The sequence below is a fragment of the Phytohabitans flavus genome (assembly GCF_011764545.1).
GTDB classification, from domain to species: Bacteria; Actinomycetota; Actinomycetes; order Mycobacteriales; family Micromonosporaceae; genus Phytohabitans; species Phytohabitans flavus.
Window position 1 is genome coordinate 8,539,605 of the sequence record NZ_AP022870.1, and the last position, 18,464, is coordinate 8,558,068.

18 protein-coding genes and 3 pseudogenes are annotated in these 18,464 nt (G+C 71.0%); 14 read left to right on the forward strand and 7 right to left on the reverse strand.

The genetic code is table 11. The annotated features are described in order from the left end of the window. Nucleotides 1–32: 32 nt before the first annotated feature. Both Pflav_RS37960 and Pflav_RS37965 read left to right on the forward strand, forming a co-directional pair. On the forward strand, nt 33–551 hold the full coding sequence (locus Pflav_RS37960) for an RNA polymerase sigma factor (RefSeq protein ID WP_173041431.1): 519 nt from the start codon (nt 33–35) through the stop codon (nt 549–551). Continuing rightward, nucleotides 544–1,779 (forward strand): sialidase family protein, encoded by a 1,236-nt coding sequence (locus Pflav_RS37965; protein WP_173041432.1) that lies wholly within the window; start codon nt 544–546, stop codon nt 1,777–1,779. The genes Pflav_RS37960 and Pflav_RS37965 overlap by 8 nt, the downstream gene beginning before the upstream one ends. An 86-nt stretch (nt 1,780–1,865) precedes the next feature. On the opposite strand, the pseudogene Pflav_RS37970 reads toward Pflav_RS37965, so the two are convergent. Continuing rightward, a pseudogene (locus Pflav_RS37970) lies at nt 1,866–2,697 on the reverse strand (hypothetical protein); the annotation flags it as partial. A 95-nt stretch (nt 2,698–2,792) separates the two neighbouring features. Continuing rightward, nucleotides 2,793–3,605, reverse strand: a complete 813-nt coding sequence (gene hisN, locus Pflav_RS37975) for a histidinol-phosphatase (protein WP_173041433.1) — start codon at nt 3,603–3,605, stop codon at nt 2,793–2,795. A gap of 51 nt (nt 3,606–3,656) precedes the next feature. Here hisN and Pflav_RS37980 point away from each other — a divergent pair, with 51 nt between their 5' ends. After that, a complete protein-coding gene (locus Pflav_RS37980) occupies nt 3,657–4,193 on the forward strand; it encodes a DUF2087 domain-containing protein (protein WP_173041434.1) in 537 nt (178 codons plus the stop codon). Between the two features lie 11 nt (nt 4,194–4,204). Here Pflav_RS37980 and rsgA read toward each other — a convergent pair whose 3' ends face one another. After that, a complete protein-coding gene (rsgA, locus tag Pflav_RS37985; RefSeq protein WP_232072377.1) occupies nt 4,205–5,140 on the reverse strand; it encodes a ribosome small subunit-dependent GTPase A in 936 nt (311 codons plus the stop codon). 133 nt (nt 5,141–5,273) lie between these two features. Continuing rightward, nucleotides 5,274–6,563, reverse strand: a complete 1,290-nt coding sequence (aroA, locus tag Pflav_RS37990) for a 3-phosphoshikimate 1-carboxyvinyltransferase (RefSeq protein ID WP_173041435.1) — start codon at nt 6,561–6,563, stop codon at nt 5,274–5,276. 89 nt (nt 6,564–6,652) lie between these two features. Between aroA and Pflav_RS37995 the strand changes: the two genes are divergently transcribed. The 6 genes from Pflav_RS37995 (at nt 6,653) to Pflav_RS38020 (ending at nt 11,292) form a co-directional block, all read left to right on the forward strand. Continuing rightward, nucleotides 6,653–7,366: an SOS response-associated peptidase gene (locus Pflav_RS37995; protein ID WP_173041436.1), complete on the forward strand. Its 714-nt coding sequence runs from the start codon at nt 6,653–6,655 to the stop codon at nt 7,364–7,366. A gap of 273 nt (nt 7,367–7,639) precedes the next feature. Beyond that, nucleotides 7,640–8,044, forward strand: a complete 405-nt coding sequence (locus Pflav_RS38000) for a WhiB family transcriptional regulator (protein WP_173041437.1) — start codon at nt 7,640–7,642, stop codon at nt 8,042–8,044. A 27-nt stretch (nt 8,045–8,071) separates the two neighbouring features. Further along, on the forward strand, nt 8,072–8,686 hold the full coding sequence (locus Pflav_RS38005; protein ID WP_232072379.1) for an alpha/beta hydrolase family protein: 615 nt from the start codon (nt 8,072–8,074) through the stop codon (nt 8,684–8,686). A gap of 86 nt (nt 8,687–8,772) precedes the next feature. After that, nucleotides 8,773–9,561: a sigma-70 family RNA polymerase sigma factor gene (locus Pflav_RS38010; protein ID WP_269474578.1), complete on the forward strand. Its 789-nt coding sequence runs from the start codon at nt 8,773–8,775 to the stop codon at nt 9,559–9,561. Nucleotides 9,562–9,567: 6 nt separating this feature from the next. Continuing rightward, a complete protein-coding gene (gene rsrA / locus Pflav_RS38015) occupies nt 9,568–9,852 on the forward strand; it encodes a mycothiol system anti-sigma-R factor (protein ID WP_173041439.1) in 285 nt (94 codons plus the stop codon). A gap of 30 nt (nt 9,853–9,882) precedes the next feature. Beyond that, a complete protein-coding gene (locus Pflav_RS38020; RefSeq protein WP_173041440.1) occupies nt 9,883–11,292 on the forward strand; it encodes a hypothetical protein in 1,410 nt (469 codons plus the stop codon). A gap of 12 nt (nt 11,293–11,304) precedes the next feature. On the opposite strand, the gene Pflav_RS49190 is transcribed toward Pflav_RS38020, so the two are convergent. Continuing rightward, nucleotides 11,305–11,379 (reverse strand): 50S ribosomal protein bL37, encoded by a 75-nt coding sequence (locus Pflav_RS49190; protein ID WP_369814844.1) that lies wholly within the window; start codon nt 11,377–11,379, stop codon nt 11,305–11,307. A 159-nt stretch (nt 11,380–11,538) separates the two neighbouring features. Between Pflav_RS49190 and Pflav_RS38025 the strand changes: the two genes are divergently transcribed. Beyond that, the gene (locus Pflav_RS38025; protein ID WP_173041441.1) at nt 11,539–11,754 is read left to right on the forward strand and encodes a biotin/lipoyl-binding carrier protein; all 216 of its coding nucleotides are present in this window, start codon (nt 11,539–11,541) and stop codon (nt 11,752–11,754) included. Then, nucleotides 11,751–12,242, forward strand: a complete 492-nt coding sequence (locus Pflav_RS38030; protein ID WP_173041442.1) for a GNAT family N-acetyltransferase — start codon at nt 11,751–11,753, stop codon at nt 12,240–12,242. The genes Pflav_RS38025 and Pflav_RS38030 overlap by 4 nt, the downstream gene beginning before the upstream one ends. On the opposite strand, the gene Pflav_RS38035 is transcribed toward Pflav_RS38030, so the two are convergent. Continuing rightward, nucleotides 12,239–12,823: a TetR/AcrR family transcriptional regulator gene (locus Pflav_RS38035; RefSeq protein ID WP_173041443.1), complete on the reverse strand. Its 585-nt coding sequence runs from the start codon at nt 12,821–12,823 to the stop codon at nt 12,239–12,241. The two genes, Pflav_RS38030 and Pflav_RS38035, sit on opposite strands and share 4 nt — an antisense overlap. 86 nt (nt 12,824–12,909) lie before the next feature. On the opposite strand from Pflav_RS38035, the gene Pflav_RS38040 reads away from it, so the two are divergent. The 3 genes and pseudogenes from Pflav_RS38040 to Pflav_RS38050 all read left to right on the forward strand — a co-directional run bounded on the left by Pflav_RS38040 (nt 12,910) and on the right by Pflav_RS38050 (nt 17,355). Further along, nucleotides 12,910–14,532, forward strand: coding sequence for an MDR family MFS transporter (locus Pflav_RS38040; RefSeq protein WP_173041444.1), 1,623 nt, complete (start codon nt 12,910–12,912; stop codon nt 14,530–14,532). A gap of 304 nt (nt 14,533–14,836) precedes the next feature. Beyond that, complete coding sequence (locus Pflav_RS38045; RefSeq protein WP_173041445.1) at nt 14,837–15,841, forward strand: SIS domain-containing protein; 1,005 nt, start codon at nt 14,837–14,839, stop codon at nt 15,839–15,841. Nucleotides 15,842–15,850: 9 nt separating this feature from the next. Then, a pseudogene (locus Pflav_RS38050) lies at nt 15,851–17,355 on the forward strand (sensor histidine kinase). Nucleotides 17,356–17,359: 4 nt separating this feature from the next. On the opposite strand, the pseudogene Pflav_RS49375 reads toward Pflav_RS38050, so the two are convergent. Beyond that, nucleotides 17,360–18,183: pseudogene (locus tag Pflav_RS49375) on the reverse strand (SCO4651 family lipoprotein). Nucleotides 18,184–18,464: the final 281 nt, after the last annotated feature.

Below are 18,464 nucleotides of genomic sequence, written 5' to 3' on the forward strand. Positions count from 1 at the left end.
TGGTCCTTCTGGTAGCCGTGAAGGGAGCGTGGATGGACGCGGACGAAGCGGTACGCGAGGTTTACGAGGCGTCGTACCGCCGGCTTGTCGGGCAGCTCTTCGGCGTGACCGGAGACCTGGCCGAGGCGGAAGACGCGGTGCAGGAGGCGTTCGCCCGGGCGGTGGCCCGACCACGGGTGTTCCTGGAGTTGGCCGACCACGAGGCCTGGCTGCGTACGGTCGCGATCAACGTGGCTCGCAACCGGTACCGCCGTCGTTGGGTCTTCGACCGCCTCCTGCGGACCGGTCGGGTGTGGACGCCACCGGAGACTGTGCCCGAGCTGGCGGCGGACGGGCTGGACCTGATCGCCGCCCTCCGCACGCTGCCCTACCGGGTGCGTACCGCGCTCGTGCTGTACCACGTCGTGGATCTGCCGGTCGACGAGGTGGCCGCGACCCTCGGCGCATCGCCCAACACGGTCAAGTCCTGGCTGGCCCGGGGACGGGCCGCGCTGGCGCGCGAGCTCGGCGAGCCGCGCGTCGAACCAGCGAAGGAGTCGGCACATGATTGACCAGCGCTATCGCGATCTTGCCGGGGCAGCCGAGGAGGCGGCCCGGCCACCCGAGTTCGCGGCGGTACGCCGCCGCGCCACCCGCTTCCAGACCCGGCGGCGAGCCGGTGGCGCCCTTGCCGTGGCGGTCGTGGCGGCTTCCGGCGCCGCCGGGGTGGCGGCGCTCCGCCCCTCGGCTGCCACGTTGGACGCGGCGGCACCGGACCGGCGGATGGTGGCCGTCGGGGCCGCTGACGCGGAGCACCTCTACGCGGCCGTGGCGGACTGCCCGGCGTGCCCTACGGAACTGCTCGCCTCGGGCGACGGCGGACGGACGTGGGAGGAGCGCCCGCGCTCGGAGCCGGACCGGGGCACGTTCGCACTGAGGGTCCTCGCACCGCGGATCGTGGTGGAGAGCACGGCCGTCTGGATGAGCGGCACACCGAGCCCCGTACCGGTGGCGCCCGGCAACGACAACGGCATGCGGGTCACCATCGACGGCGGCCGTACCTGGAGCGGAACCACCATCTCGGAGACCGCGGTGGCGGCCGTCCCACCGGGTACCCGGGCGGTCGACTGCCACATCATCGCCGCCGAGGTCAGGACCGACGAGTGTCCCGTGTACGCGGTCGATCCTGAGTCCGGGGGGTTCCGCCCGCTCGCCAAGCAGCCCGAGCTGGACGTGACCGCCGTGGCCGACCTACCGGCCGGGGCCGGCGTGTGGGTGGTCGGTACGGATCCAGTGACGGAAAAGCCGGCGACCGCTGTCAGCAAGGACGGTGGGCGTACCTGGAAGCGGTTTGTGTTCGAAGGGGAGCCGCCCGCGGAGGAGCAGCGGGACAACTCGTCCGTGGTGTACCGAAACTTCGGGCCGGAGCTGGCGACCACCGACGGAAAGCTGGCCTACGCCACGTTCATCGGGGCGGGGACGGTCACGGTCTACCGGACCACAGACGGCGGGGTGACCTGGGAGAAGACGCACCCAGCGGGGGCGTTGACCGCGCCGCTCGCCGGGCCGCACTCCATCGTCACCGCGGACGGTACGCATGTCGTGCCGGCGACCGACGCCTCCGGCTTCCAGTACCTGGGGAGCCGGGACGGCCGGTCCTACCAGCCGATCGACCTCGGCGACCTGCCCGCTCTGGGGAACTCCCCGGTAGCGGTCACCGACCGGTTCTACGTTTTCCAAGGCGTGGACGCGCTCTACACCTCGACGGACGGGCAAAGCTGGCAGCGCGTGCTCGAGTAACTGCGACCTTGGCTGTCTCGCCTCGGGCCCCGGACGTTCGCCGGGGCCCGTCAGCGTCGGGCCGCTGGCACGGGGTGGTGCAGGCGTACTGTGCGGCGCTGGCGGACGGCCGCGACCTCGTGGTGGTGCTGTGGCTCGGCGTAGCGGGTCAGGCCGATCACCGCCGCCAGCGTGACCAGGAAGCCGACCATCGCGAGCCACTCCCGGCCCGGCCAGATCTGGTCGCCGAGGAAGAGCAGGCCGATGATGGCGGCCGGCACCGCGCCGGCGGCGTCCATGGCGGCGACGGCGGCGGTCGTGGAGCCGCGCTGCATCGCGAGGCCGAGCAGCAGCTGGCCGACCACCGAGTGGGCCACCAGCAGGTACAGCAGGGGGTGCAGCAGCAGCGCCTCGAACGAGTGCACGGCCGCGAGCGGGCGGGCCGCCACCGCCGCCCCGAGAAGGCGAGGCCGGCCAGCGAGCCGAGCGCGACCGACCCGGGCGCGCCATGCAGCCGTACCGCGAAGAAGCCCACCACGCCGATCAGCGCGAGCGCGATCGCCAGGGCGGCGAGGCCGAGCGGCCCGATCTGCCGGGAGGGGCGGGCTGAGCGGCCAGCACGAGCGCGCCGATGCCGGCGAAGAGCAACACCAGCAGCGCCACCTCGGCCGCGGGGAGCCGCCACTTGAGGATCATCACGCCGAGCACGGCGGTCACGCCGAGACCAGCGGCCATGCTCGACTGCACGAGGAAGAGCGGCAGGTCACGGCGGGCCAGGAAGGCGAGCAGGAAGCCGAGGGCCTGGCAGGAGATGCCGATGACGTACGTACGGTGGCTGACCAGGCGGAGCAGCAGTCCCGGGTCGAACGTGTGGTGGACCGTGGTGCGGGTGGCGGCCATCGACTGGAGGAGGTTGGCGACGCCGTACGCGAAGATCATCGCCGTGAGGAAACACCAACCGCCAGTGGATGCCACCCGGCGACTCTAGCGGGATTGCCCGGCCCTCGCCTCCGCGGCTCGCGCCAGATCAGCTGTCAGAGCACTTCGATTCCCGGCGCGGAGAGGCGTTCGAGCACGTCGCTGTGAAGCTTGCCATTTGTGGCCACCGCGCTGCCGCCACCCGGCCCGGGGCGACCGTCCAGATCGGTGAACGAGCCGCCCGCCTCGGTCACGATCGGTACCAGCGCCGCTACGTCCCAAAGGGACAGTTCGGGCTCGACCATCGCGTCGAGGGCACCTTCGGCCAACAGCATGTATCCGTAAAAGTCGCCATACGCGCGGTTGCGCCAGGTCTGCCGGAGGATGCCGAGCATCGCGCCGAGCCGGCCGTTCTCCTCCCAGCCCATGAGGTCGGAGTAGCAGAAGCTGGCGTCGGCGAGCCGGTTTACGCCAGACACCTTGATCGGCGTGGCCGCGGCGGTGTGCCGCCCCGCGTACGCCCCATGGCCGACCGCCGCCCACCAGCGGCGCCCCAGCGCCGGCGCGGAGACCAGCCCCACCACCGGCTGGTCGCCCTCCATCAACGCGATCAGCGTGGCCCACACGGGCACCCCGCGGATGTAGTTCTTCGTGCCGTCGATCGGGTCGATCACCCACTGCCGGCTGCCCGGACCGGCGGCCGCCTCGGTCGCGCCGTACTCCTCGCCGAGCACCGCGTCCCTCGGTCGGGTGCGGGCGAGCGTGGCACGCAGGGCGCGCTCCACGGCGGTGTCGGCGTCGGAGACCGGTGTGAGGTCGGGCTTCGACTCGACGTGTAGGTCGAGCGCCCGGAACCGCGCGGAGGATATGGAGTCGGCGGTGTCCGCGAGCACATGGGCGAGGGAGAGGTCGTCGGCGTACCGGGCCATGGCGGGAAAGGTAGCTGATCGCGACACCCGGTACGCGATAGCGTCCCCGTTATGAGACCGGATGCGCTGTGTGGGTTGCTCGCCGAGCCGGACAGGCTGACCACCTTCGCCGCCCTCGTGCTGGGCGCGGCGACCCCGTCCGAGGTCGCGGCGAGCACCGGCCTGCCGGCTCGCCAGATCGTCGCCGCGCTCCGCCGCCTCGAAGCGGGAGGCCTGGTGACCAGCGTGGACGGGCGCATCGTGGCCGAGGCCAACGCGTTCAAGGAGGCCGTACGGGAGCACGCCCCGCCGCCGGCCGTCGAAGAGGACCTGGACCCGGACCGAGCCAAGGCGGCGGTGCTACGGGTCTTCGTCCGCGACGGCCGGATCTTGCGGATGCCCGCCGCGCGCGGCAAGCGGCGGATCATCCTGGAACACATCGTCGCCTCGTTCGAGCCGGGCATCCGCTACCCCGAGCGAGCCGTCGACGCGATCCTCCGCGCGTGGTACGACGACCACGCCGCGCTCCGCCGCTACCTGATCGACGAGGGCCTGATGTCCCGCGAGAACGCCATCTACTGGCGCACCGGCGGCTACGTCACGCTCTAGCGCTTCCCAGGTCAACGCGGCGGGGCGTCCAACGGGGCGTCCGGTGAGGCCTCAGGGTCGGGGTCGCCGGACCGGGAGGCCAGCAGGCGGCGGTACGAGCGGAGGCGGCGCTCGTCCGCGTGCCCGGCGGCGACCCAGGCGTCCAGGGCGCACTCCGGGTCGCCGGCGGTGTGCTCGCAGCCGGGCGGGCAGTCGACGGTCGCCTCGACAAGGTCGGGAAATCCGTGCAGCAGGCTCTCCGCGGATACGTGGGCGAGGCCGAAGCTGCGTACCCCCGGGGTGTCGATGATCCAGCTGGGCTTGTCGACCGGAAGCTGGAGCGCGACCGCACTTGTCGACGTGTGCCGCCCCTTGCCCACCGCGCTGACCGCGCCGACCGCCCGGTCGGCGTCCGGCACGAGGCGGTTGACGAGCGTGGACTTGCCCACTCCGGAGTGGCCGACGAGCACCGAGATCCGCCCGGTGAGCGTGGCGCGCAGGTCGTCGAGGTCGGCGTCCGGGCGGCAGAGCACGTGCGGGAGGTCGAGCTCGGCGTAGTAGCCGAGCACGGCGTCCGGTCCGGCGAGGTCGGCCTTGGTGAGGCAGAGCAGCGGGTCGATGTCCGCGTCGTACGCGGCAACGAGGCACCGGTCGATGAACCCGGTACGCGGCGGCGGGTCGGCCAGTGAGCTGACGATCACGAGCTGGTCGGCATTGGCGACCACGACCCGCTCCAGCCGCCCTTCGTTCGTGGTCTCGTCGTCATCGGCGGTACGCCGCAGGACCGAGGTGCGCTCGGCGATCCGGACGATCCGGGCGAGCGTGTCGGGCGTCCCCGATACGTCGCCGACCAGCGCCACCCGGTCACCGACCACCACCGACTTGCGGCCCAGCTCGCGGGCCCGCATCGCGGTGACGCTCGTGTCGCCGACGTGGCACGTGTACCGCCCCCGGTCGACCGCGACCACGAACCCCTCGACCGCGTCGGTGTGCTTGGGGCGGGTGCGGGTGCGCGGGCGCGTAGAACGGGACGGGCGTACCCGTACGTCGTCCTCGTCGTACTCCCGCCGTTTCCCCGTCAGAGCCCCTCCCGCAAGCTTCCTAGTGCCCGGCCACCATTGCCGACCATAGCGCCGGAAACTCGGGCAGGGTCTTCGACGTGCACGCTACGTCGTCGACTTCGACGCCGGGGACGGCCAGCCCGATGACCGCGGCGGCGTGCGCCATCCGGTGGTCGTCGTACGTCTGGAAGAGTCCGCCACGCAGCGGGCGGGGCCGGATCTCCAGCCCGTCGTGGCTCTCGGTCACGTCGGCGCCGAGCGCCTTGATCTCCCGGGCCAGCGCGGCGACCCGGTCGGTCTCGTGACCGCGGATGTGCGCGACCCCGCGCAGGCGGGACGGCGAGTTGGCGATCGCCGCCAGCGCGGCGAGCACCGGCGTCAGCTCGCTGACGTCGGACAGGTCGGCGTCCAGCCCGTGCACGGCACCGGTGCCGCGAACCGTCAGCCCCTCGGTGCCAAGCGAGACCTCGCCGCCCATCTCGTCGAGCAGGGCGCGGAGCCGGTCGACCGGCTGGGAACTCGTGCGCGGCCAGCCGAGCAGCGTCACCTCGCCGCCGGTGACCAGTGCGGCGGCGAAGAACGGGGCGGCGCCGGAAAGGTCCGGCTCGATCACCCAGGCGCGCCCGGAGAGCCGGCCGGGCTGCACCGCCCACACGTCCGGCGTGGTGTCGTCGACCGCCCCGCCGGCCGCGCGCAGCATCAGCGCGGTCATCCGCAGGTGCGGGGCCGAGGGGACGGGCGGGCCGGCGTGGCGCACGACCACGCCCCGCTCGAACGCCGCGCCGGCCAGCATCAGCCCGGAGACGAACTGGCTTGAGGCGGATGCGTCGATCTCCACCTCGCCGCCGGTCACCCGTCCGGTGCCGTGCACGGCCAGCGGCAGCCCGCCGGTCTCCGAGGAGTCGATCTGGACCCCCAGCGAGCGCAGTGCGCCCACGAGCGGGCCGAGCGGCCGCTGCCGGGCGCGGGGGTCGCCGTCGAACGTGACCGTGCCGTCGGCCAGCCCGGCCAGCGGCGGCACGAAGCGCATGATCGTGCCGGCGAGGCCGACGTCGATGTGCGCCGGGCCGGCCAGCGGGTTGGGGCGGACCACCCAGCGGTCGTCGTCCAGTGTGGACACCTGTGCACCCATGGTGCGCAGCCCGGCGGCCATGAGCTCGGTGTCGCGGGCGCGCAGCGGTCGGCGGAGCGTGGACGGGCCATCGGCGATCGCGCTGAGCACGAGCGCCCGCGCGGTCATCGACTTGGAGCCGGGCAGGCGCACCGTGGTCGCGACCGGCTCCTTGGCCGTCGGCGGGGTCCACGGGACGGGGGCACGGGTCGCGGTCACCCGTACAGTCTGCCGTCCGCGGCGGACGACCGGTGATCGCCGATCTGGCTTCTCCCGAGTGTCGAGACGGGTTGGGTAGCGTGGGTGCCATGTGCGGCCGGTACGCGACCACCCGCAGCGCGGCGGACCTCAGCGCGCTCTTCGAGTCGTTCGACGATACCGCCGGGTCCCTGGTGCCGGACTACAACGTCGCGCCGACCGACCCGGTACCCATCGTGCGGATGTCCACCTCGCGCGGCGAGCGGGTGTTGGCCGCGGCCCGCTGGGGTCTTGTCCCGACCTGGGCCAAGGACGCCAAGGGTGCGGCCCGCATGATCAACGCTCGGGCGGAGACCGTGGCCACTTCGAGCGCGTACGCGAAGCCGTTCGCCAAGCGTCGCTGCCTCGTGCCGGCCGACGGCTGGTACGAGTGGCTGCGCCGTCCAGACGGGCGCAAGCAGGCCTACTTCATGACGCCCGCGCACGGCGGCGTGCTCGCCATGGCTGGACTGTGGTCGCCGTGGGGCGAGGGGCTGACTTTCAGCGTGGTGACGACCGCGGCGATCGGCGACCTGGCGCTGGTACACGACCGGATGCCGCTGCTGCTGCCCTGGCAGCGGTGGGCCGACTGGCTGGCCGGCGGCGGCGAGCCCGAGGAGTTGCTGACCGCGCCGAGCGACGAGTTTCTCGCCGGGCTGGAGATCCGCGCGGTGGGTCCGGATGTCGGCGACGTACGCAACGACGGCCCGCATCTCGTCGCGCCGGTCCCCGGCGTGACACTCGCCGGGCCGCCGGAAGAACCCGTCGAGTTGACGCTATTTTGATCGTTTGTGTTTCTGATTGGTTACCCCGTCTTCTGACGCGCGGTGATCAGTAAAAGCACCGAGTGATAGCGCTCGGGAGCGTTCCCATCACGCTGTGTATCGATTACCACTATTCGTGGTTAATAGATGCATGGCCTTTCGGCCAGGATCTATGCAACCCCTTGAATTGCGAGCCGCGAATGCGATAGAACACAGCGCCGGCAGAGGTGTCGATTCGCAGTGGGCGGGACGGCAATGACCATTACTTCGCCGGTCCCACGGGGAGGTGGGTGCATGACACGGGCGCGGATGCCACGCCCGCATGAGGTTGCCGCCGCACGGCGCGACCCGAGACTGCTCCGGGCACTGACCGAGCGGCAGCTCGATGATGCGTGGCGCACGCGAGGCGTGTGCCAAAGCGTGGATCCCGAGACGTTCTTTCCGGCTCCCAGCGAGCCGGCGGACGCTGCGGTGGCCCTCTGTCGCACGTGCGACGTCCAGGGCGCCTGCCTGGCGTGGGCGCTCGAGGTGGGCGACTGTCACGGCGTCTGGGGCGCCACCACGCCGCGCGAGCGCCGGGCGATGCTCGTCGCCTGGCGCGGCCAGGTGCAGCGCGACGGCGAGGCGATGGAGGGGGTGGGGGCCGGCCCGCCGGTCCGCGACCAGCTCCTGACCTTGGTCCCGCTGACCGCGCGCTAACCATCCCGCCTGAGCCACTATGGGCGGGTGCCTGACACCAGCCGCGAGATCGTCACGCCCCGTGGGCCTGCCCTGGTCGACCTGACCCCCGCGTCCGGCCGGCCGAAGAGCCTGCTCGTCCTGGGGCACGGCGCCGGCGGCGGGGTCAACGCGCCCGATTTGGTGGCACTCCGGGACGCGGCGCACGACGCCGGCATGATCGTGGCACGGGTGACCCAGCCTTACCGGGTCGCCGGCCGCCGCGCGCCGGCACCCGCCACGCAGCTCGACGAGGCGTGGACCGCGGTCGTGCGCGCGCTCGTCGCCGACCACCCGAAGGCGCGGCTGGTGATGGGCGGTCGCTCCAGCGGGGCCCGGGTCGCCTGCCGTACCGCCGTTGACCTCGGCGCCGCGGCGATCATCTGCCTGGCGTTCCCGCTGCATCCGCCGGGCCGGCCGGAGCGCTCCCGCCAGGAGGAGCTGCCGGCCGAGGTGCCTACGCTCGTGCTCAACGGCGACCGTGATCCGTTCGGCATTCCGGTCGGCGGCCCGGACATCCTGATCGAGGTACGCCCGGGTGAGGGACACGACTTGCGGCGCGATCCCAAGGGCACCGCCCGTATCGCGGTCGACTGGCTCCGCGAGCGCGGGCTCGCCCGGTGACGTTTGACCTGCGTCGCGGGGGAATGGACCCCGTGGAGTACGTGTTCTAGCCCGCGGAAGCACTAACTGCGGAAGGGGCAGAACCGGTGCAAACCAGTACGCGACCCTCTTATCGAGTGGACCCCGAGGTCGAGCGCGTGCGTCAGCTCCTGGACGGGCCGGCCTGGCTCACGGCAAACCCGGTGACAGGTGAGCCTTCCTCAGGCGCCGACCAGGCGTTCCGCGTATCCTCGGCGGGACAGTCGAGGGGGGACGTTCGGTTGACCCAACCGGAGAAGACCGACGAGCGGCGGACGCGCTTCGAGCGCGACGCACTGCCGTTCGTCGATCAGCTGTACGCCGCGGGCCTGCGCATGACGCGCAACCCGGCCGACGCCGAGGATCTGGTCCAGGAGACCTACCTCAAGGCGTTCGCGGCCTTCCACCAGTTCGAAGAGGGCACCAACCTCAAGGCCTGGCTGTACCGCATTCTCACCAATACGTACATCAACTCGTACCGGCGGCGGCAGCGCCAGCCGATCCAGGCGCCGACTGAGGAGATCACCGACTGGCAGCTCGCCGAGGCGGAGTCCCACACGTCGAGCGGCCTGAAGTCGGCGGAGACCGAGGCGCTCGAGCGCCTGCCGGACAGTGACGTCAAGGACGCTCTCCAGCAGCTGCCGGAGGAGTTCCGCCTCGCGGTCTACCTCGCGGACGTCGAGGGCTTCTCCTACAAGGAGATCGCCGACATCATGGGCACTCCCATCGGCACCGTGATGTCCCGGCTGCACCGTGGCCGGCGTAACCTGCGCAAGCTGCTGGAGCGCTACGCTGCCGAGCGGGGGTTCAACCGGAGTCCGGCGCCCGACACCGCAGCAGCTGGCCAGGAGGTGTGACAGACCGTGAGTTGCGGTGAACCACACGAGACCGACTGCCGGGACGTGCTCGCCGAGGTGTACCTCTACCTTGACCTGGAGTGCTCCGACGACCGTCGCGACCTGATCCGCACCCACCTCGACGAGTGCTCGCCGTGCCTTCGGGAGTACGGCATCGAGCAGGAGGTGAAGGCGCTGGTCGCCCGGTGCTGCGGCGACGAGCGGGCGCCTACCGAGCTGCGTGAGCGGCTGCGCGTCCGGCTCAGTGAGCTTGTGTTCGAGGCCGACTCCCGGGAGTATCTGCCCGACTGATCGGATTCGGATCGCCCGCTGGAGTCCTGCGTGCTCACAGACCGGTTGCGCCGTTGGGTGCGACTGCCCGACGTGGTGTTGACCGGCCTGCTGGCCGTCTTCGTGGCCGCCCGGGTGTTCATCTGCGTACGGGGAAACGTCTTCACCTCGTTCGACACGTTCTCGTACGCACATCGCGGCGACCCCGCCTTCGACCGTGGGGCGCTGCTTTCGCTGACCGGACACGCCCCACGGCTGTGGGGCGTGCCGCTCTTCTACGCGATCTTCCCGAGCGACGGGGCCCGCGCGGTCGGGCAGTGGGCGGTGGGCACGGTGGCGTGGGCGCTGCTGGCCTGGGCGCTCTGGAGTTGCCTGCGCACGCTCGTGGCCCGCGTCGTGGCGGGCCCTGCGGTGCTCGTCGTCGCGCTGCTGCCCCAGGTGGCCAACTGGGACTTCGCGATTCTCTCCGAGTCGCTCTCCATCTCGCTGGGCGTACTCACGCTGGCGCTGATGCTGCTCTGGGCCCGTACCGCATCGGTCTGGTATCTCGCTGGGGCGACCGCGGCGGCGGTCTGGTGGACGTTCACCCGGACCGACATCCGGGTCTTCGTGGTCTTCCTGGTCCTCGCGCTCGCGGTGGCTGCCTGGCGGCGCCCGGCGCGGCGCCGGCACGCCCTCGTGGCGGCCGGCACGCTTGTGCTCGCGACAATCTGGTGTACGGCGATCACGCCGGTCGTCGACCGCACGTACACCGGCTGGAGTGCCACGCCCGAGGTGCGGCACGAGGAAGGGTTGATGCTCTTCCGGCTGCGGCTGCACGTGCTGCCCGACGCCGAGGTGAAGGCGATCTTCCAGCGGGAGTTCGGCATGCCGTCCTGCCCCGGCATGGAGGAGATCGCCGCCGGGCCGGCGTGGGAGACCGCCAAGTTCGCGGCGGCGTACGAGCAGTGTCCTGAGTTCAAGTCCTGGGGCGAGCGAAACGCGGCCGACGTGTGGCAGCGGTACGCGCAGGCCGAGCCCGGCGTGTTCGCGCGGCAGACGCGCGAGGTGGTGCGGCTCTCGGTGGCCGGGTCCGACTACGCCAAGACCGAGCGCGTGGTGCCGGCGGTGGTGGAAAAGGTTGTCTTCCCGCCCCGGAGCCTCGTGCTGAAGGTGCTCGGCGGCGCGTTGCTGCTCATGGCGGCGGCGCTCGTCTTCGTGGTCCGGCGCCGGCCCGACCTCGCGCTCACCGGGGCCGTCGTGGCGGTCGCCTCTGGCGTGAGCCTGCTGGCCGGCATCTGGTTCGGCGCGGGGGAGTACTGGCGCTTCGGCATCCAGGAGGCGATCGGCCTCCGGCTGGCCGTGCTTATCGCGGTGGTGGCAGTGGTGGACGCGCTGCTGGTCGCCCGGCGCGACCGGGCCAGATCGGCAGCGCAAAACGCCCCCAAAGTCGTCGTGCAGACGACCTCAGGGGCGCCCTGATTACGCGCCTCTTCAGGAGTTGGGGCGCTTGCCGTGGTTGGCCGCGCTCTTCTTGCGTGCCTTCTTCTTACGAGACTTCTTAGCCATGCGGGCCTCCCGGACGTCTGCTGACCTTGCGGTTACCGCCTCCGCACCGCCATTGTGGGCGGGCGCCGCGTGCGCGGAGTCGGCGGATATCACGGATCCTAGCCCGGCATGATTTGATACCGAACGCACGCACACTCCGCTCACGAGGGAGGGCCGACGATGGCCGAGGAGATCCGCGCCGAGATGGTGGCGAACGTCTGGAAGGTCGTCGCGTCCGCCGGTGACACGGTCGCCGAGGGCGACACGCTGGTCATCCTGGAGTCGATGAAGATGGAAATCCCCGTGGTCGCCGAGGTCGACGGCACGGTGCAGCAGCTCGCGGTCAACGAGGGCGACGTCGTCCAGGAGGGCGACCTCATCGCGGTGATCGAATGACGATAAGGATCCGGCCCGCGGAGTCGTCGGACCACCCGGCGATCTCGCGGATCAGCGTGGCCGCGTACGAGGCGGACGGGCAGCTCAAGGACGAAACCCCGTACGCGGCAACGCTCGCCGACGTGGCCTCTCGGGCGGCCGCGGGCGAGATCTACGTGGCGGTCGACGCCGACGACACGGTGCTCGGCGCGGTGACGTTCGTGCTGCCCGGCTCGCCGTACGCGGAGCTGTCCGGGCCGGGCGAGGCGGAGTTTCGGATGCTGGCGGTCGACCCCGTCGCGCAGGGCCGGGGCGCGGGTGAGGCGCTGGCCATGACCTGCGTCCGCCGGGCGCGGGAGCTCGGCTGCGCGGCGGTCGTCATCTGCGTGCGTGACTTCACGGCACCGGCACAGCGGCTGTACGCCCGGCTGGGCTTCGTGCGCGTGCCGGAGCTGGACTGGTCGCCGCTGGCGGGTGTGCGGCTGCTGGGGCTTCGGCTCACGCTCTAAGCAGCCTGTGCCGTCTCGCCGATCTTGTCGAGCAGCTCGTAGGCGAGCTTGAGGCTGATCTGGCGGCGGTCCTCGTCGGTGACGCTCGGGTCGCGGATGGCGAACCAGCTGCTGTGCACGGCGAAGAGTGCCAGCGCGGCGCGCACCTGCGCCTCGTGTGAGGTCTCCGGGCGGGCCAGCAGGTCGGCCACGCGGATCATCCGCGCGCGCATTTCCTTGCCCGCGGAGAGGCTTTTCAGCGCCGTCTGGTTTTGCTCGAAGAAGCGCATGACCGTGTGCCGGTTGGTGCCGAAGAACTGCTCGGCGTAGCGCACCACCAGCGTGCGGCGGGACTCGACGGTCGGCGGCTGGGCCTCGCCCCACTCGATCAGCTCGTCCATGAGCCCGATGCGGTCCTCGACGAAGCTGTTGACGATCTCGTCTTTGCTCTTGAAGTGGTAGTAGAGCGCCGCCTTGGTCACGCCGAGGCGCTCGGCGATCTCCCGCAGGGACGTCTTCTCGTACCCCTCCTCGGTGAACAGCTCCAGTGCCACGGCCTGGATGCGCGACCGCGTATCGCCTGTGCTCTCGCTCACCTTCATCACCTTACCCAGCAAACTTACTTGACGACCGGTTAGTGGCGAGCTTACCGTACGGCAAGTAAGGATTCTACAGGGGGAGGCGTGACATGAGCGTCACAGACCAGCCGACGGCCACTCAGTCGTCCGCCGGTCCCAAGATCCGAGTCGTGCTGGTCGGTCTCATGATCGCGATGATGCTCGCGATGCTCGACAACATGATCGTCAGCACGTCGCTGCCGATCATCGTGCGCGAGTTCGACGGGCTGAACCACTTCACGTGGGTGGTAACGGCCTACGTGCTGGGCACCACGGTCTCGACACCGATCTGGGGAAAGCTCGGCGACCTGTACGGGCGGAAGACGGTCTTCCTCACCTCGATCGTGATCTTCCTGATCGGCTCCGCGCTCTCCGGCATGGCCGGCTCCAGCATGCTGGGCGGGCCGGAGGACGGCATGATCGAGCTGATCGCTTTCCGGGCCGTTCAGGGCCTCGGCGCGGGCGGCCTGATCGTCGGCGTGATGGCGATCATCGGTGACCTCGTGCCGCCCCGGCAGCGGGGTCGCTACCAGGGCATGATGGCCGGCGTGATGGCGATCGCGATGGTCGCCGGGCCGCTGCTGGGTGGCTTTATCGCCGACAACCTCTCGTGGCGGTGGGCGTTCTACATCAACCTGCCGCTGGGCGGTCTCGCGCTGCTGGTCCTGGTTACCCAGATGCACCTGCCGAAGTACCGTACCGAGCACAAGATCGACTGGCTGGGTGCTGGCCTGCTTTCCGTGGGCATCACCGCGCTGGTGCTGATCACCACGTGGGGCGGTAACGAGTACGAGTGGGACTCGCCTCAGATCTTCGGCCTGGTCGGGCTCGGGGCGGTGGCGCTCGCGCTCTTCGGCGTCGTCGAGCGGCGCGCGGCCGAGCCGATCCTGCCACTGGGACTGTTCAAAAACCGCAACTTCGCGCTCATCTCGGCGGTCGGCTTCCTGCTCGGCTTCGCGATGTTCGGCGCGATGAACTTCCTGCCGATCTTCCAGCAGTACGTGCAGGGCGCCTCGGCCACCGGCAGTGGCCTGCTCCTGCTCCCGCTGATGTTCGGCATGCTGATCGTGTCGATCCTGAGTGGCCGCGCCATCACCCGCACCGGTCGCTACCGCCTCTTCCCGATCATCGGCGGCGTGCTGATGACGGTCGGCATGCTGCTGCTGACGCTGCTGGACGCGCACACGAGTCGCATCGAGCTCGGGGCGTACCTGGTGGTGCTCGGCGCCGGCATGGGCTTCCTGATGCAGACGACGATGCTGATCGCGCAGAACAGCGTCGAGCAGCGTGACCTGGGTGCCGCGAGCGGCGCGGCGACGTTCTTCCGCTCGATCGGTGGCTCGTTCGGCGTGTCCCTCTTCGGCGCGATCTTCGCCACCCGGTTCCAGGACCAGCTGACGGACAGGCTCGGCGCGCAGGCGGCCGAGCAGTTCAGCGGCGGTGGCGGCGCTGGCACCTTCGACCCGGCGGTGCTGGCCGGCCTCCCGCCGGCGGCCCGCGACGGCCTGCTGACCAGCCTGGCCGACTCGATCGCCGGCGTCTTCTGGTGGGCGGTCGCCTTCTCGGTGCTGGTGCCGGTGCTGGCCTGGTTCGTGAAGGAGATCCCGCTGCGCGGCGCCCCCGAGGTCCCGCCCACGGCGACCCCCGAGGAGCAGGCCGAGCGCGCCTTGGCCGACGCGCCCGCGGTGCCGTAGCGCCGATCACGCACAGAAAGGGCGCCCCTTGCCGCACGGCAGGGGCGCCCTTCGCCGTCTCGCGCCGGCAAAGACAGAGATTTTGAGCTACCGCGGCGTCCGTCGTGGTCCAGACCGCTGCTCCCGCGGCCTCACCCTCCGCGGTTTCACAACCACGACCCGGGAATCCGGCAACGAGGTGAGTGTGTGAAGCGTGCGCGATGCGTTGTGTTTGTGGGCGACTCAGTGCAAGAATGAGCACGCAGTGAGCAGATTTCGCGCATGAGTGGGCCGGGAGGACATGGTGGGGACGCCGGGAGCGGGCATGGCCGCGGACATCGCGGAGCAGCCGGAGGTTTACGCGCGCCTGCTGGAGCCGGCACACACGGAGGCCATCGCGCACGCCGCGGCGGTCATCGCGGAGCGCCGCCCACGCCACGTGGTGCTCACCGCGCGCGGCACGTCCGACCACGCCGCCCTCTACGGGGCCTACCTCGCGGAGATCCGCCTCGGGCTCCCCGCCGGGCTGGCCTCGCCCAGCGCGGTAACGGTGTACGGCGCTCGTCCCGACCTCTCCCACGCGCTGGTCATCGGCGTCAGCCAGAGCGGCGGGTCGCCGGACCTCACCGAGGTCGTGCGGGTGGCCCGCGAGTCGGGCGCGCTCACGCTCGCGATCACCAACAACCCGGACTCGCCGCTCGCCGCTGCCGCCGAGCTGTCGGTGGACGTGGTGGCGGGGCATGAGCGGGCGGTGGCCGCGACGAAGACGTACACCGCTGAGCTTTTGGCCCTGCTCCTGCTCGTCGAGAGCGTGCGCGCGGGCGGTGGCCAGCCACCCGCGGAGCTTGCGGCCCTGCCCGACCTCGCAGCGCGGGTGCTCGCCGACCCCGCGGCAGAGGCCGCCGCGGGCCGCTACAGGTTCGCCGCCCGCCTTGTCACGACCGGGCGGGGGTATGCGTACGCGACCGCCCGCGAGGCCGCCCTGAAGCTCATGGAGACGTCGTACCTGCCGGCGCTCGCCTTCTCCGGCGCCGACCTGCTGCACGGCCCGCTCGCGATGACCGACCCGGACGTGCCGGTGCTGGCGGTGGTGGGTTCGGGGCCCGGCGGCGCGGCGATGGCTGACGTGCTGGCGCGGCTGCGCGAGCGTAAGGCCGACGTGCTCACGGTCGGCGCCAAGGGCGAGCTGGCCGTACCCGACGTGGACGAGCGCCTCGCCCCACTGCTCGACATCCTGCCCCTCCAGCGGCTCGCGCTGGCACTCGCGCTCGCGCGCGGCGAGGATCCCGACGCGCCCAGAGGCCTTAAGAAGGTGACTTCCACACTCTAGAGTTGCGCTGTGTCCACGCTGCGCGACCTGGTTGAAGAGCACACCTCGCTCGGGTCTGAAGACATCGACCACCTGCACCGGCTCGCCGGCGACTGGCAGTTGCTCTCCGACCTCTCCTTCGCCGACCTGCTGCTGTGGGTGCCGGTCAACGGGGACGAGTCGTTCCTCTGCGTGGCGCAGGTGCGGCCGACGACCGCTCCGACGGCGTACCAGGACGACCAGGTCAGCCGCACGGTCGGCGGGCCGGAGGTGGCGCACCTGACGATCGCGTACCGGCAGGGGCGGATCTGGCGGGAGGGCGACCCGGTCTGGTACGGGGACACCCCAGCCCGCCACGAGGCGATCCCGGTGCGGCTGCGGGACGCCGACGGGGAGCCGGGCGGGGTGATCGCGGTCGTGGGGCGAGACACCAACCTGTCCACGGCCCGCACGCCCAGCCAGCTCGAGCTCAACTACCTCACCACCGCTGACGACCTGGCGCAGATGATGGCCGACGGCACGTTCCCGCCGATGAGCCACCGGATCGAGACGACCTCCGCGCCGCGGGTGGGTGACGGGCTGATCCGGCTCGACGCGAGCGGCAAGGTGACGTACGCGAGCCCCAACGCGCAGTCCGCGTTCCGCCGGCTGGGCTTGCCCTCCCATCTCGTGGGTGAAGACCTGGCCGCGCTCTTCGCGCGCCTTGCCGACGACCCGCTGGAGGGCACCGACGCCTCGGCCCGGGTGCTGGCCGCGCTCGGTGGCGAGGCGCCCTCGCGCAAGGAGATCGAGGCGCGGGGTGCCACCGTGCTGACCCGCGCGCTCCCGCTCAAGCCGGCCGGCGTGCCGATCGGGGGCTGGTGCTGGTGCGCGACGTGACCGAGGTGCGCCGCCGGGACCGGGCGCTGGTCACCAAGGACGCCACCATCCGCGAGATCCACCACCGGGTGAAGAACAATCTCCAGACCGTCGCCGCCCTCCTGCGCCTCCAGGCCCGCCGGGTCGAGACGCCGTCCGCCAAGGCGGCTCTGGAGGAGTCGGTACGCCGGGTCGCCTCGATCGCGCTCGTCCACGAGACGCTGTCGATGTCGAGCGACGAGGCGGTCGAGTTCGACGGGATCGTCGACCGGGTGGCGGCGGCCGCCGCCGAGGTCGGCACGACCGCGTCCAAAGTGGCGATGCGGCGCAAGGGCACGTTCGGTGTGCTGCCCGCCGAGATGGCGACCTCGCTGGTGATGGTGCTCAACGAGCTGCTGATCAACGCGGTCGAGCACGGCTTTCCGGAGATCGACGGCGTGGGCGCGGTCGGCGAGGTGGTGGTCTCCGCTCACCGCCAGCGCAAGGAGCTGCACGTGACCGTCGTCGACAACGGCACGGGACTGCCGGAGGCATTCGACGCCGAGCGGAGCGGGCGGCTGGGCCTCCAGATCGTGCGGGCGCTGGTCACCGGCGAGCTCAGCGGCACGATCGAGCTGCGCGCCCGGCCAGAGGGAGGCACCGAGGCGGTCCTCGCGCTCCCCCTGACCAAGCGCTGAGGCATCAGCCTCCGGTCTTCAGGCCCTCGAGCATCTCGGCGAGGTCGAACACCTCGGCCGCCGGCGGCGCCTGGACGTTCACCGGCTTGCCGTAGTCGGTGTAGTCGACCGTCACGTCCGTGCCCGTACCCATCACCACGTGCACCCGGCGCGGCTGGTACTTCTGGTCCACCCAGATGTCGGTCTTGATGTCCTTGACGCCCTGCTTGGTCAGCTCCTTCTCGGTGATCGCGCGCAGGTCGGCGTCGATCTGCTCGAGGTGGGTGGCGAGCGGGATGGTGACGGTGTAGTGGACGGTCTTCACGCCGTCGATCGTCTCCTCGCCGACCACCGTGACCTGGTCGGCCGCGAGCAGGGTCTTGACCTGCTTGACCGGGTCGATGTCGTCGAGCTGCTTGGTGAACGCCGCCCCGCCTGGTCACCGGCCGCGCTCAGGTCCATCTTCATCCAGCGCTTGCCCTGCATCTCGGCCCGCTCCGCCTCGGGGACCTCGATGTACATGACCGGGCCGAGCAGCAGCATCTTGATGGTCTCGCCGCCGGACTGCATCGTGAACTCGGCCTTGGGGTCCTTGCCGTAATCCAGGACACCCTCGCCCTGGAACGTCTCGCCTTCCCCCTTGCCGTTCATCTTCATGCTGACGGTCTCGGCCTTGGTGGCGCTGTCCATGACCTTCTGGAGCGAGCCCTTGGCGTCGCTGACGAGCGTGGCCAGGACGCTCTGCTCTTCCTGCGCGGCCGAGTCGCCGGGGGTGGAGCCGCACGCGCCGAGCGCCAGCACCGAAAGCGAGGCAGCCGTCAGCAAGGCGGCTTTGGTCCGTAGTGACACGGTGTCTCCCCGTAAATTGATCGAGTCAATAAAGGCGCGGGCATGCTATACCGCCAGATGGCCTGTCCTCTTGCCCGTATGCCGGAGCCGTCCGATTGATCCCTTCATCACGGGGGCCACCTGTTGCCGAGGTGTTACAGACCACACTCCCGGCATCTGGGCCGCTGGTTGGCGGTCCGGAGTCGCTGTGAGACGCTAAGCCTCGTGACCGTTGCTGAGCGCCGTGCCGTGTCGCTGGGGTTGACCTCCCGGCGCCACGTTGACTACGGCCGCGTGCGCAG

What these genes read in the sequence shown, in the direction of transcription:
- Pflav_RS37960 (WP_173041431.1), top strand. Translation starts at nt 33, where the DNA reads ATGGACGCGGACGAAGCGGTACGCGAGGTTTACGAGGCGTCGTACCGC.
- Pflav_RS37965 (WP_173041432.1), top strand. Translation starts at nt 544, where the DNA reads ATGATTGACCAGCGCTATCGCGATCTTGCCGGGGCAGCCGAGGAGGCG.
- hisN (WP_173041433.1), bottom strand. Translation starts at nt 3,605, where the DNA reads ATGGCCCGGTACGCCGACGACCTCTCCCTCGCCCATGTGCTCGCGGAC.
- Pflav_RS37980 (WP_173041434.1), top strand. Translation starts at nt 3,657, where the DNA reads ATGAGACCGGATGCGCTGTGTGGGTTGCTCGCCGAGCCGGACAGGCTG.
- Pflav_RS37995 (WP_173041436.1), top strand. Translation starts at nt 6,653, where the DNA reads ATGTGCGGCCGGTACGCGACCACCCGCAGCGCGGCGGACCTCAGCGCG.
- Pflav_RS38000 (WP_173041437.1), top strand. Translation starts at nt 7,640, where the DNA reads ATGACACGGGCGCGGATGCCACGCCCGCATGAGGTTGCCGCCGCACGG.
- Pflav_RS38025 (WP_173041441.1), top strand. Translation starts at nt 11,539, where the DNA reads ATGGCCGAGGAGATCCGCGCCGAGATGGTGGCGAACGTCTGGAAGGTC.
- Pflav_RS38030 (WP_173041442.1), top strand. Translation starts at nt 11,751, where the DNA reads ATGACGATAAGGATCCGGCCCGCGGAGTCGTCGGACCACCCGGCGATC.
- Pflav_RS38035 (WP_173041443.1), bottom strand. Translation starts at nt 12,823, where the DNA reads ATGAAGGTGAGCGAGAGCACAGGCGATACGCGGTCGCGCATCCAGGCC.
- Pflav_RS38040 (WP_173041444.1), top strand. Translation starts at nt 12,910, where the DNA reads ATGAGCGTCACAGACCAGCCGACGGCCACTCAGTCGTCCGCCGGTCCC.
- Pflav_RS38045 (WP_173041445.1), top strand. Translation starts at nt 14,837, where the DNA reads ATGGCCGCGGACATCGCGGAGCAGCCGGAGGTTTACGCGCGCCTGCTG.